The 12,434-nt window shown below is 40.5% G+C and carries 14 protein-coding genes; 10 read left to right on the top strand and 4 right to left on the bottom strand.

The window, feature by feature from the left end; translation table 11 throughout:
* Positions 1-15: 15 nt before the first annotated feature.
* Complete coding sequence (locus ACM0OT_RS03820) at positions 16-579, bottom strand: Uma2 family endonuclease (protein WP_414562887.1); 564 nt, start codon at positions 577-579, stop codon at positions 16-18.
* Between the two features lie 247 nt (positions 580-826).
* On the opposite strand from ACM0OT_RS03820, the gene ACM0OT_RS03815 reads away from it, so the two are divergent.
* From ACM0OT_RS03815 to ACM0OT_RS03775, 9 genes are all read left to right on the top strand, one after another.
* Positions 827-2,254, top strand: a complete 1,428-nt coding sequence (locus tag ACM0OT_RS03815) for an aspartate ammonia-lyase (protein ID WP_414562885.1) — start codon at positions 827-829, stop codon at positions 2,252-2,254.
* A gap of 74 nt (positions 2,255-2,328) precedes the next feature.
* Positions 2,329-3,300: a DUF362 domain-containing protein gene (locus ACM0OT_RS03810; RefSeq protein WP_414563408.1), complete on the top strand. Its 972-nt coding sequence runs from the start codon at positions 2,329-2,331 to the stop codon at positions 3,298-3,300.
* 1,051 nt (positions 3,301-4,351) lie between these two features.
* Positions 4,352-4,537 (top strand): hypothetical protein, encoded by a 186-nt coding sequence (locus ACM0OT_RS03805; protein ID WP_414562883.1) that lies wholly within the window; start codon positions 4,352-4,354, stop codon positions 4,535-4,537.
* Positions 4,538-4,865: 328 nt separating this feature from the next.
* Entirely contained in the window at positions 4,866-5,378 is a 513-nt protein-coding gene (locus ACM0OT_RS03800; RefSeq protein ID WP_414562881.1) for an inorganic diphosphatase, read from the top strand.
* A gap of 187 nt (positions 5,379-5,565) precedes the next feature.
* Complete coding sequence (gene panD, locus ACM0OT_RS03795; RefSeq protein WP_414562879.1) at positions 5,566-5,949, top strand: aspartate 1-decarboxylase; 384 nt, start codon at positions 5,566-5,568, stop codon at positions 5,947-5,949.
* A 12-nt stretch (positions 5,950-5,961) separates the two neighbouring features.
* Positions 5,962-6,861: an MBL fold metallo-hydrolase gene (locus ACM0OT_RS03790; RefSeq protein WP_414562877.1), complete on the top strand. Its 900-nt coding sequence runs from the start codon at positions 5,962-5,964 to the stop codon at positions 6,859-6,861.
* Between the two features lie 592 nt (positions 6,862-7,453).
* Positions 7,454-8,149, top strand: coding sequence for a hypothetical protein (locus ACM0OT_RS03785; RefSeq protein ID WP_414562875.1), 696 nt, complete (start codon positions 7,454-7,456; stop codon positions 8,147-8,149).
* 347 nt (positions 8,150-8,496) lie between these two features.
* Positions 8,497-8,703, top strand: a complete 207-nt coding sequence (locus tag ACM0OT_RS03780; RefSeq protein WP_414562873.1) for an element excision factor XisH family protein — start codon at positions 8,497-8,499, stop codon at positions 8,701-8,703.
* The gene (locus ACM0OT_RS03775; RefSeq protein WP_414562871.1) at positions 8,691-9,035 is read left to right on the top strand and encodes a XisI protein; all 345 of its coding nucleotides are present in this window, start codon (positions 8,691-8,693) and stop codon (positions 9,033-9,035) included. Before ACM0OT_RS03780 ends, ACM0OT_RS03775 begins: the two co-directional genes overlap by 13 nt.
* Before the next feature lie 40 nt (positions 9,036-9,075).
* Here ACM0OT_RS03775 and ACM0OT_RS03770 read toward each other — a convergent pair whose 3' ends face one another.
* The 3 genes from ACM0OT_RS03770 to ACM0OT_RS03760 all read right to left on the bottom strand — a co-directional run bounded on the left by ACM0OT_RS03770 (position 9,076) and on the right by ACM0OT_RS03760 (position 11,967).
* Positions 9,076-9,861, bottom strand: coding sequence for a metal-dependent hydrolase (locus tag ACM0OT_RS03770; protein WP_414562870.1), 786 nt, complete (start codon positions 9,859-9,861; stop codon positions 9,076-9,078).
* 69 nt (positions 9,862-9,930) lie between these two features.
* On the bottom strand, positions 9,931-11,001 hold the full coding sequence (locus tag ACM0OT_RS03765; protein ID WP_414562868.1) for an anthranilate phosphoribosyltransferase family protein: 1,071 nt from the start codon (positions 10,999-11,001) through the stop codon (positions 9,931-9,933).
* Between the two features lie 42 nt (positions 11,002-11,043).
* Positions 11,044-11,967: a LysR family transcriptional regulator gene (locus tag ACM0OT_RS03760; RefSeq protein WP_414562866.1), complete on the bottom strand. Its 924-nt coding sequence runs from the start codon at positions 11,965-11,967 to the stop codon at positions 11,044-11,046.
* Positions 11,968-12,132: 165 nt separating this feature from the next.
* Here ACM0OT_RS03760 and ACM0OT_RS03755 point away from each other — a divergent pair, with 165 nt between their 5' ends.
* A complete protein-coding gene (locus tag ACM0OT_RS03755; RefSeq protein ID WP_414562864.1) occupies positions 12,133-12,384 on the top strand; it encodes a helix-turn-helix domain-containing protein in 252 nt (83 codons plus the stop codon).
* Positions 12,385-12,434: the final 50 nt, after the last annotated feature.

The raw sequence follows: 12,434 nt of genomic DNA, 5'->3' as shown, positions 1-12,434 counted from the left end.
TGGTTTGGCGGTTCTCTATAACTTCAACCAACCAAATAACTGTCCTAATGTCAACTGTAAATCGCTAACTAATTCTGGGACTGGTAATATATCTTGTTCGTCTTCTAAAAATATTGGTTGTTGGTTATGTGGATAAATTAAAACGTTATATTCTTCTGGGTTAATTAACCAACCTAAATTAGTACCATGATTTAAACAATGTAAAATATTTCTAGTAACTTTAGTTATGCTTTGTTCAGGCGAAAGAATTTCAATTGTCCAATCTGGATATGTATTAAAAACATTGGCAATATTGCCTTTTTCGTCTACCGGAATTCTCTGCCAAGCGAATACTGCCACATCAGGCACAATGGAACGCCCACCAAATGTACAGCGTAACTCTGGTAAAGCCAACGCTATTTTTTGCGATTTTGCTACATGATTAACTGTAGTAACTAATTCACCTTGTAATCTACTATGTTTACCTTGGGGCATGGGTTTTTGAATAATTTCACCATTAATATATTCACTGGCGGGTTTTGTTTCTGGTAGTTGTAAAAATTCCTCTAAAGTTATCTGACGAGTAGGTGTTTTAATCATAATATTTTTTCTGCTGCTATTAACTACAAGTCTAGCCTAACTCCGCAGTCTATACTATTTCTGACTATCTTGAGAGAAAAAGCTTTATTTACTCAACCGCCAAGCCGCCCGCGCGCAGCGATGCCCGTAAGAGCTGTAGAACGCCAAGAGTTAGTAGTTGTTACTTAATTACGAATTACGAATTACGAATTAATATTGGTGTCCTTGCATGGCATGATCTGTATTTTGAGATTATCCAAACAATACTATGGCTGACAATATAGATTTTCGTATAGAACGTGATTCCATGGGCGATCGCCAGATTCCCAGTAGCGCTTATTACGGTATTCAAACTCTACGAGCGATTGAGAACTTCCCCATTAGTGGAATTAAGCCTTTACCTACTTACGTAGATGCTTGTATCATCGTTAAAAAAGCTACAGCTATCGTTAACGGGGAATTAGGTTGTATTCCCCAAGATATCAGTCAAGCAATTGTACAAGCAGCTGATGAAATCCTCACCGGCAAGTTACGTGATCAATTTGTGGTAGATGTTTATCAAGCCGGGGCTGGGACTTCCCACCACATGAATGTGAATGAAGTCTTGGCAAATCGCGCTTTAGAAATTTTGGGCGAAGAAAAGGGCAATTACAAACGCGTTAGTCCTAATGACCATGTGAACTATGGGCAGTCTACCAATGATGTGATTCCCACGGCAATTCGCATTGGTGGTTTGTTGGCACTTGGCCAGACATTACACCCGGCTTTAGAAAAGGCGATCGCATCTCTAGAAAGCAAAGCTATAGAATTTCAAGATATCGTCAAATCTGGCAGAACTCACCTACAAGACGCTGTACCTGTGCGTTTAGGTGAAAATTTCCGGGCTTGGGCGCAGATATTATCAGACCATCAAAATCGCATTTACACCGCCTCTGGGGATTTAATGGTGTTGGGTTTGGGTGGTAGTGCGGCTGGTACTGGGATGAACACTCATCCCCAATATCGCGCCCGTGTGGTGGAAGTGATTTCTCAATTGATGGAATCACCCCTAGAACCTGCACCTCATTTAATGGCTGCAATGCAGAGTATGGCACCTTTTGTTAATGTTTCTGGGTCTTTACGCAACTTAGCCCAGGATTTAGCGAAAATTTCCCACGATTTGCGGTTAATGGACTCAGGCCCCAAAACCGGTTTCAAAGAAATTCAACTCCCACCCGTACAACCAGGTTCCTCAATTATGCCGGGTAAATATAACCCAGTCATGGCAGAGATGACATCAATGGTGTGTTTTCAGGTGATGGGTTACGACAATGCGATCGCTTTAGCCGCTCAAGCAGGACAATTAGAATTAAATGTGATGATGCCGCTAATTGCTTATGACCTGATTCACAGTATTGAAATTCTCGGTAATACCATCACCGCCCTCACCGAACGCTGCATTCAAGGAATTACGGCTAACAAGGAACGTTGTTTAGCTTATGCCGAGGGTAGTTTAGCTTTAGTTACTGCATTGAATACCCACATTGGTTATTTGAATGCGGCGGCTGTAGCTAAAGAATCTTTGGAAACTGGTAAATCACTGCGACAGATTGTTTTAGAAAAAGGGCTAATGAGTGAGACGGAATTAGCCACAGTGTTGAATTTAGAACAAATGAGTGGGATCATACCCCTGGCAAAATTGGGAGAAGTAGATTAAAAAGAATGTATGAAGATAGAAAATAAAAGAAATTCTTCTTGACTTCTATCTTCACAAATCCTAATTTATTATCCATGCAGACTCAACAACCATCTGTCAGTCTCATCAGGGCTACTTCCTACGAACGGGAGGCTTTACGGGAATCTTTAGTCACCCTGCTGGAACCTTTTGGGGGAATAACTGCCTTTGTCAAACCAGGCGATCGCGTTTTACTCAAACCCAATCTCCTTACAGGGGCGCGTCCTACTAAAGAATGTACAACCCGCCCAGAACTGGTTTACGAAGTCGCCCGTATGATAATAGAAGTTGGTGGTAAGCCATTTTTGGGTGATAGTCCGGCTTTCGGTAGTGCTAAAGGAGTAGCAGCAGCTAATGGCTATCTCCCACTGTTACAAGAACTGAATATTCCCATCATTGAGTTTCACGGTAAACGTTACCAAACCGTCAACGAAGATTTTAATCACTTGCGACTGTGTAAAGAAGCAATGGAAGCAGACGTGGTGATTAACTTACCCAAAGTCAAATCACATGTGCAGTTGACTTTAACACTAGGCGTCAAAAATTTGTTTGGTTGTGTTCCCGGTAAAATGAAAGCTTGGTGGCACATGGAAGCGGGTAAAGATGCTAATCGATTTGGGGAAATGTTAGTAGAAACTGCTAGAGCTATCAATCCCAATTTAACTATTTTAGATGGCATTATCGGTCATGAAGGTAATGGACCTAGCGGTGGCGAACCTCGTAAATTAGGAATTTTAGCAGCCGCCGCAGATGTATTTGCCCTCGATAGGACAATGGTAGAAGTTCTCAATGTTCCACCTGAACAAGTTCCCACAGTTGCAGCTTCTCAAAGGTTAGGTGTTTGTCCAGAACTTGCTGAGATTGAATTTCCCAATTTACATCCTGATTTACTCAAAACCGAAGATTGGCAACTACCAGATAAGTTAGTACCAATAGACTTTGCCATGCCTCGTGTTATTCAGTCTACCTTTAAACATCTTTACATTAAGTTTCTCAAGGAACCAATGAAGGTTTATGGAAAAGGCTAGTACCGATTCCAGAGAGCCTACGATGTACACACAAGTCTTATCAAGTGCTGATTTTTTCGCGTTGTTCCCTGCTGTACTGGGTGATGGTGTTCAAACTCTCATCTCTTTCTCGACCTAGAAAAAAATGCCAACTCTGCTACAACAAATGCAAAAGCAGCGGAGTAAGTTATAAGTACCCTCCGATTACTTAACTAGACCGCCATAATTTAATTGGCGGTTTTTTCAATGGTTATTTTTTGCTAATATTTATTTTTTATTTTTTTAAATTTAATATTTTTTCTCACACCCTATCCCATAGATATACATCTTTAGATATAAAATTTGCTCTTGGTTGTTAATAAGCGATCGCCTGCCAATCAGGGTTTTTATTTTTTATTTACAGTCAAGGCATTTATACTCTACCTATATATAGATTGACAAAACAAAGATGGTATCACTCAGAGATAAAATTTTGAATACTGAAATAGTTTTTTGGTGCTACCACTGAATAAATACTAGCAATTGTGGGTAATATGACTGTATTTATTCGGTGCAGATTGTTGATTTGAATAATCACAGATTCCCGGTAGTTCCAGGTTTTCGATATTTTTGATGTAACTAGATTATGGATGTGAAAAAATACTACCGAAATTCAGTAATTTTTCGGTTACTTTTACTATGGCTAAGACAATACAAATCGCTAAAACTAGCCTACAAAAGCTATTTCAAGATGTTACAATAGTTGCAGAACGCCACATTAGATGTGGATAATTAATATGTAATAAAAAGAAAAATGTAACTTATAATACTTTTTCTTAACCTTTGATTAACCTATCGCTGACAAATTACAGCGAGGAAGAGTAGTTTATTAGTTACCAAATCAAGAAAGCAATGTTTTGTTGGAACTTTGTATCAATCTTGTCAGTTACAAAACTGCTATTATGACGCTTGCTAAACTGGGTTAACTTTTTGGCTGCTACATTGTTGACAGTCAAAAACCTAGTTAAAATAATATCAAGACTCTCTTCTAGAGAGTAAACCTAACAAAAAAAGAGACGAATTTCAATTTTGTATGAATGCAAATAGCCAGTCTGCCAGCACTACCGACACATATTCCCATCGTTTGGCAGACATTGTGGGAACTGCGATCGCTCTAGTAACTCTAACACTACCAGTGTTTGTGATTGCCCATTATTCAAGCGATGTTCCAAATAATCGGCCTCCCAGAACCTATACATTACCAAGAAGTGAAAACTAAACAACCCTTGCAAGTCATGTTTCGCAACAAGTTGGCTCGTCAAAGGAGAACACAAATGGTGAGCTAATATTTTGGATGTGTAGTTAACCATAGATAATTTGAATCTGAAATGTCTTCTGACTGATTCAGATATGGACTTTGTGTTTTGTGATTTCCAACCAGACGGAGATGTCTGAATAGTAAAAGGCGTTGTGGGGAGTTCTCACAGCGCTTTTTGCTTTTTGCAAATGATGCCTAGTTACATAGAAGTCCATCTTGGCCCTAAAATTCTACACGGGGCGCCAAATTGAGTGCTACCTGAATTTACCGTTATCAGAGGAGATTTTTTGTGGACTTATCCCGTATTCCCGCTCAACCAAAACCAGGTATTATCAACGTTTTAATTGAAATTCCTGGCGGGAGCAAAAATAAATACGAGTTTGACAAGGACTTACAAGCTTTTGCTTTAGACCGAGTGCTTTATTCTTCGGTGCAGTATCCTTATGACTACGGCTTTGTACCCAATACCTTGGCTGATGATGGCGATCCCCTAGATGGTATGGTGATTATGGATGAACCAACCTTTCCTGGATGCGTCATTGCTGCCCGACCAATTGGTATGCTAGAGATGATTGACGGTGGCGATCGCGATGAAAAAATTCTTTGTGTTCCTGACAAAGATCCACGCTACGCTCAAGTAAAATCCCTCAAAGACTTAGAACCGCACCGCTTGGAAGAAATTGCCGAATTTTTCCGCAGTTATAAAAATTTGGAGAAGAAAGTAACAGAAATTCTTGGCTGGCAAGATGTTGACAAGGTGTCAGCCCTAGTAGATAAGTTCATCAAGGCGGCTAAAGCATAATAGAAAAGTTATGAGTTATAAGTTGTGAGTTATGAGTTTTATTTTTAACTTGTAACTTCTAACTCCTAACTGTTGACTAAATTGGTACAGACTCCCCGAAATCGGGTTTACCATAGTCAGAGAATCGGGAAACACAAAGCTTTCGCTAGTTGCGATCGCCAAAATTGCCACAGAATCATTAAATAAAATGCAGCGTACTCTCCTTTTGGCAAAAATTCACAACTGCACCCTCACAGGAGCAAATATCAACTATGTGGGTAGTATCAGCATTGATCAAGTTTTGTTAGATAAAGCTGGCATTTTACCCTACGAGCAAGTGCAAGTAGTGAATAATGCCAATGGTAAGCGCTTTATTACTTACGCCATACCGGCCGAAGCTAATTCCGGAATCATTGAGCTAAATGGAGCGGCAGCACGTCTAGGCATTATGGGCGATCGCTTGATTATAATGGCTTACGGGCAGTTCACTTCTGAAGAGTTAAAAAATTACTCTCCTACAGTAGTCATTGTGGATGAAAAAAACCGACTTTTAGAAGTGCGGTACTACGATGACCTGCTCACTAAGGTCTAACTGGCAAGAAAAATGTCAAATTTTGAGCTGTCGGGTTCCCAAAGTTATGTATCTGAAGAGCCAATTATCCCCTTAAATAGTCCTACGGGTGAATTTCTCGTGAAATTCTGGGGCGTAAGAGGTTTGATTCCCACTCCCAGCAGCAACACTCACCGTTATGGTGGTAACACTGCTTGTATAGAAATAGATGTCGCCGGCAAACACCTGATTTTTGATGGTGGAACTGGCTTACGTAGCCTAGGGAAAACTTGGCAGCAAATACAAGAGCCATTAGAAGCTCATTTATTTTTTACCAACTGCCAATCCAATCATATTCAAGGTTTTCCCTTCTTTGCTCCAGCATTTGTGGCAGAAAATAGCTTCCATATTTATGGAACAGCCGCCTCAAATGGCGCTTCCATCAAGCAATGCCTATGTGATCAGATGCTCCAGCCAAACTTTCCCTATCCTTTACATGTAATGCAATCTGATTTGCAGTTTTACAATTTAACTCCAGGTAGTGAAGTGAAATTAGATGATGTGACCATTACCACGGAATTGATCAATCAAACTCAGAGGTCGGTGGGTTATCGCATCACAGGAAAAAAATATAGCGTTGCTTATGTCACAGATTTACACAAAAAAATTGATGACGGAGAACGTGAACGAATCTTACAGATGATTAAACATGCCGATTTGCTCATTGCTAATGCCACCTACACTCCTCCTGGGGCTTATAACCATGAATCAGCCGATATCCACTGGCAAACTGCTGTAGACTTGGCAAATAGCGCCGATGTGCAACGGTTAGTCATTTCTCAACATCATCCAGATGATACCGATGAATTTCTAGATCAAGTACAACTAGAAATTCAGTCTGTTTTTCCCAAAGCATTATTAGCCTGTGAAGGTTTAGTATTATCTGTTGGGTAGTCAATTAAATCCTAGTGTGGTAAAACTTGCTAGAGATATTTTGGAAACCTAGAAAAATCGTTTTTGATTTTCTTTCGCGCAAATGCAATTAAGCCTTTCGCTTCACCTCTCAAGTTAGTTTTGCCGCTCTAGATTAAATCTGTGACTCTGCATCGCACAATCAGGAGAAGCACGGTATAACAGCACTCTGAGAGAATGAGAAAATGAAAGAATAGGGTAGAATACCGGATAATATCCATGCCCAGGAAAATTCGAGAGTTGAAAGCTCAAATTGCTTGATCATAGTAGCGATCAGCACAAGTAACAGCAAGAACTTGAGAAAAGGATTAACCGCAAGGCGATTTGGTAACTGAAGACTCTGATGCACTTCAGCAGTGTTAATCTTGCCACGACGGTAAGCATCAGCAACAATTAGTTCTAGGAGACAATGAGAGGGATTCTATTCTGTTGGGTCTAGCCTCTGGGCAATGTCATCGGGAATTTCAATGGTGATTTGCATACTATAAGTAGTTACACTTAGGCTAATCATTTAGTTATATAGTAAGAGATCGGCTCATAATAACCCGCTTGCATTTGCCTAAACAACTGTGACATGACAAAGACTGCTATCCTCACCCCACTTAAAGAAGAGTTATCCATTATGGTCAATGTATTGGAAAAGCTCGGATTCAAAAAGCACACGCTCTATCTGGGTAATTTGGATATTTTTGAGTTTAACGAACTTGACTTACTGCTTGCCTTGGGCGGACACGGCAAAACACAGTTTGGCATACAGGCACAATACTTACTCTGTCATTTGCCCCAGATCGAATTGCTTGTATGTGCAGGGGCAGCGGGTGCGTTATCAAGTGAGTTGCAGGTTGGAGATGTTGTTGTAGCAACTGAGACAGTTGAGCATGATTACAATTTGAAATTTGTCAGCCGCCCCCTACCTCGATTTGCTAGTACTCCTCAAGTTCTTGATGCTATAAAGAAGTTACTGAAAACAGAGTTAAATTTTTGTGTGCATTTTGGGTCTGTGGCGAGTGGAGACGAGGATATTGTTACAGTTGAAAGGGGTCAGGAGTTGGCTCAATTAACGGGTTGCATTGCAGTGGCATGGGAAGGAGTGGGAGGCGCAAAGTCAAGTCAATTTAGTCACAAGTATTATGTTGAGCTACGAGGTATAACTGATACAGCAGATCATAATGCTGCTGCTGACTTTGAAGCGAATTTAGGGACTGCAATGACTAATCTTGCACAACTTATTGTGCGATGGCTAACAGCAGGAGGTCGTTGCGGTGCATGATAATTCAAATGCACTAGACGATTGAGAGCCGCTAGCGCTGAATTTGAGGGTATCTGCCACCGCTCAATAGACCCATCTGAAAACTCACAAGCCAATATTTACAAGGCTTTGAGACCAGCCCTTACAGATTCTGTTTCAACGAAGAAATCAGGCTTTGATTTTGATATAGTTACTGATAGTTTAGAGCCGAAAAATACATAATCTTGTCCGATGCAAACATAATTTTTAATTAATATGAATTATGTCGGTAAGACAACAGTTCCGATTCGTAGCCGTACCAGACCACAAACTAACAAAACTATCGGGATATTTTTGGATATAATCGAAAGTACTAATCATTTTATTACGTGGTGGTAGATAGTCAATCTTACTTTCTACCACTTTTTTGTACCGAAATCATATTCCGGACGAGTCTATTGTATATTGCTATTAGCAAAGTTGCATACAATACCTTCTTTACTCAGGATATAACTCAACTCATTCTCCATAAACATCAACTACCAATCATTGTTGTAGACATAGAGACAGAGGAGATTATGCAATGGATAAATTAACTGATTATCCTAAGTTAATTAAGCGAATTTTGACTGAGTATATAGAACTGAGCAACCGTCATCCCCACCCAGGTATGGAGACATTTTTGATTGTAGATGAGTTAAAGGCTCACTATATTTGGATGAATCTTGGTTGGCAAAATAGTGACCGGATTACTGGTATGACAGTTTATATTCGGCTTCGTGATGGTAAATTCTGGATTGAAGAAGATTGGACTGAAGAGGGTATCGCAAATGATTTGGTTCGTGCAGGTGTCCCTAAAGAGGATATTGTGCTGGCATTCCATGAGCCTCAGATGAGACAGTATACAGATTTTGCTGTAGTGCAGTAGAATCTGTACAGGCTAACAGTGCGTTGGGGTGGACAGTACATCAGATATTGACATTCTGGATCAAAAATAGATGATCTTTTTGGGCAGGATGAAAATCTAGTCTGCAAAAATCTATGGCGTTTAATAATATTTTGTACAACAATTTATCTTTGGTAATCCAAAACTCCAAAAATTCCTGCCAAACATTTTTATCCAGAAGTTTTTTGTCTTGATACAAGAGTATCACCATACCCCAATTGAGAAACCAGAAAACTAAAATATGGCCTATCAACATACCTAATAAACGCAGTAGGTAATTATTAGTTGTACTTTGTAAGACATCAAAGACAACTGCTTTGTGTTCTAATTCTTCTACTGCGTGCCATTCAAAAAGTTGCTTTAACGACGGTTTTGCAGCAGCTAAAAAGTTATTTTCTAAAACAAATTCAGCCATTAAAGTTGTTAGATGTTCAATTCCCACACTAACGGCTAAATTAAAATTAGGACTCATGCAGCGTGCCAAAATCTGAAAGTGAATAAAACGCAGACAGATGAGATAGGTATCAAACTTATAGCCTAAAAAGCCCAAATTATCCCAAAACTTTTGATGTTGTAGCGAGTGTTGCGCTTCTTGACCTATGAACTCTTGAGCATCTTGCTTTAGTTGGGGATCGTCAATGAAGTTTATTCTCTTGTTGACGTTTTGAATCAGATATTTTTCTATATCATAAACGATAATTGTAAAGCTATTAAACAAGTGTGTCTTGAAAGCACTTTGCTCAAACCAGTATCTTTCAATATCTTGAGAAAAATCAAAGTCTAATCGCCGTACTTTTATTTTGCTCATGTGAATTAATCTGATCCCATAATTAATTGAGATACACTTTCTCACCTCACACTAGATTAATTTTACAACTCAAATTTGCTGAACAACTGTCTCGGCAGCCGAATTTACCACCTGTTTGAGTTCTTGGAGTTTGGCAGCCACTGTACCATTAGTAAATAATTCTGTAGCTAGGGCTATACCCGATGGCATATCTGAACAAATGCCACTCCGCCAGAGATAAAATCCGCCATTCCATAAGGCTGTTTGCATAAATTCACTAGGTTCACCAGCTAAAACTCCCTGAATTTCAGCCAGTAGTTCCTCCGTACTTCCCAGAGGTACATTTTTGGTAGTGAAACCGTAATCATGGGGTGAGAGAAACAACCTTTCTATCTGCTGGGGTGCTTGAGACAAGGCAATAATGGCAGTGCGATCGCGTGGTAAATCACAACTACCTTCCAAGCCCTTGACTAAAGTAAACTTTGTTACACTCCGTAATTTTAAAGCTACCTGGAACATCCCTTCTGTGGGAGGATGGACAAATCCGGCCACTATATGGGCATCCCCAGCATAAGGACACCAAATCAATTCCATTGTTGCCAAAGGCGGACGCTTGCCGAGTTGGTCGCGGTACTCCCATATGGTATTAGTTAAGGGAAAATGCACAGGTATATAGATAAAACCAATACCTGTTTGCTCAAATACTTGCTGAGTTTTGGCTAATGGGAGGGCATTCCAATTGACACCCAACCCTTGCCAAATATCTACTAAAGGTAAGCCGTATTTTGTCGGTAAGCGATCGCCTCCGTGCATGACTACAGGTTGTCCAGCTGCGGCGAGTAGTAAAGCTGTCACTGGACTAATGGGTGCGGTGCGGGTTCTGCCATCATAAGGTATTCCCAAAACCATGGCCGGAGGTGCAGCAGCGATTGGGTGTAACTTTGGCCCCAGTTCATCAAAAGCATCCAACATCCCAGCTAATTCTTCCCCCGTAGGGCGTCTGATGCGGTGGGCAATTAAAAATGCCCCAATTTGCGCTGGTTTAGCTTCACCCAACAGCATCATTTTAGTAGCGGTGGCTGCTTCAGCCCGAGTTAAATTCTCTGCTGTATGGTTTCCACTACCTACCTTTTTCAGTAAATCCCTAAATACATTGCTCATGGCAGCAATTAGTCAACAGTCAATATTTTGACTCATCATACTTTAGGAAGCCGATCGCTGCTGCTGAAATTGGGGGGGAATATTTTCTATTACAAGTTGCCAAAAGTTCTGGATGGGAGGTATCAGGAGACGATCTTGAGTTGTCACCATAACTACCCGACGCGTGAAACCAGAATTATCAGCTAAGGGACGCACTGCTAATGTAGAGTCATTCCGTGCTTCCATCAGTGCTGAGTGGGGTAACAAAGCCACCAGTTCACCTTGACGCACGACTCCCCGAAAGGCATCTAAGGTATTTACTTCTAAAGCTGCTTGCAGTTTAGCTTCCAATCGTTCAAATTTATCTTTTACTAAGCGTTGCATCCCATAACCATCTTTAAATACTACTTGGGGATAACGCACTAACTCCGACCAAGGAATATGTTCATATTGAGCTAGGGGATGATGGACAGATGTTAGTACTTCTATGGGTTCTTCATATAATGCTTCTACCACCATTTCCTTACCGGTGATTAAAAAGCGATTATTCATCACAATTGCCAAATCTACCAATCCATCCTTGAGGACTTTGAGAGCGCGATCGCTACCTAAGGATGTGACTCGCAATTGTACTTCTGGATAATCATGACAAAATTTTTGTAACACTGGCGGTAAGTAAGAAGCGCACAGTGAGTGAATTGCCGCAATACACAATTCTGGCTGCTTACCGGCGATTAAATCGGTTAATTCTTGTGTAGCAGTTTGCCACTCTTGGCAAATCTTCCGGACACGCGGTAGCAAAGATTCACCACCGAGAGTCAACTTAGCATAGCTGGTTCTGTGAAATAGTTCTACACCCAAATCAGCTTCTAGTGACTGAATTTGACGACTGATGGTAGATTGAGTGACACCACATTGGCGGGCTGCTTTTTGAAAGCTGCCGGTTTCTGCGATCGCTAAAAAAGCTTGCAACTGCTCTAGCCGCATGTTTATGTAGCCTGAATTACACTTATGGCCTTCACTAAGTTAACGGATTTTGACTTGTAATTTAGTAGAGTTTGTTACAAGTTTTGCTGTTTAATTTACTCAAAAACTATTTTGAATACTTTTGTCTGTAGAACTTTTGTATTCAAAACACTACGCTTTTTTTTCATGCAACCAAGTAAGTTAGATCAAATTTTAGGACTAGAACTACAACGTCATCGCACAGCAAAAGGTTGGTCACAAGAGTATCTTGCAGAAGTAACAGGTCTTCACAGGACTTACATCAGCCAGCTAGAGCGAGGGCTAAAAAGTCCATCTATTAGAGTTCTCAGCCATATTACTAATGCATTGGGCATGAAAATGAGTGAGTTTTTACAAGCCGTAGAGGAATCCCTGAGTGTTAACGGACAACGAGAGTGAAGTACTCCGGCTTGCTTCGCTGAAACCGGAGCTTCAGTAAAACAACCATC

It is taken from the genome of Anabaena sp. CCY 9613 (assembly GCF_963920895.1).
Classification (GTDB): Bacteria; Cyanobacteriota; Cyanobacteriia; order Cyanobacteriales; family Nostocaceae; genus Cyanocohniella.
This window is presented reverse-complemented; position numbering and strand designations above follow the sequence as displayed.

Coding starts and splice junctions, on each gene's coding strand:
- ACM0OT_RS03820 (WP_414562887.1), bottom strand. CDS start 579: ATGATTAAAACACCTACTCGTCAGATAACTTTAGAGGAATTTTTACAA.
- ACM0OT_RS03815 (WP_414562885.1), top strand. CDS start 827: ATGGCTGACAATATAGATTTTCGTATAGAACGTGATTCCATGGGCGAT.
- ACM0OT_RS03810 (WP_414563408.1), top strand. CDS start 2,329: ATGCAGACTCAACAACCATCTGTCAGTCTCATCAGGGCTACTTCCTAC.
- ACM0OT_RS03805 (WP_414562883.1), top strand. CDS start 4,352: ATGAATGCAAATAGCCAGTCTGCCAGCACTACCGACACATATTCCCAT.
- panD (WP_414562879.1), top strand. CDS start 5,566: ATGCAGCGTACTCTCCTTTTGGCAAAAATTCACAACTGCACCCTCACA.
- ACM0OT_RS03790 (WP_414562877.1), top strand. CDS start 5,962: ATGTCAAATTTTGAGCTGTCGGGTTCCCAAAGTTATGTATCTGAAGAG.
- ACM0OT_RS03785 (WP_414562875.1), top strand. CDS start 7,454: ATGACAAAGACTGCTATCCTCACCCCACTTAAAGAAGAGTTATCCATT.
- ACM0OT_RS03775 (WP_414562871.1), top strand. CDS start 8,691: ATGGATAAATTAACTGATTATCCTAAGTTAATTAAGCGAATTTTGACT.
- ACM0OT_RS03770 (WP_414562870.1), bottom strand. CDS start 9,861: ATGAGCAAAATAAAAGTACGGCGATTAGACTTTGATTTTTCTCAAGAT.
- ACM0OT_RS03765 (WP_414562868.1), bottom strand. CDS start 11,001: ATGAGCAATGTATTTAGGGATTTACTGAAAAAGGTAGGTAGTGGAAAC.
- ACM0OT_RS03760 (WP_414562866.1), bottom strand. CDS start 11,967: ATGCGGCTAGAGCAGTTGCAAGCTTTTTTAGCGATCGCAGAAACCGGC.
- ACM0OT_RS03755 (WP_414562864.1), top strand. CDS start 12,133: ATGCAACCAAGTAAGTTAGATCAAATTTTAGGACTAGAACTACAACGT.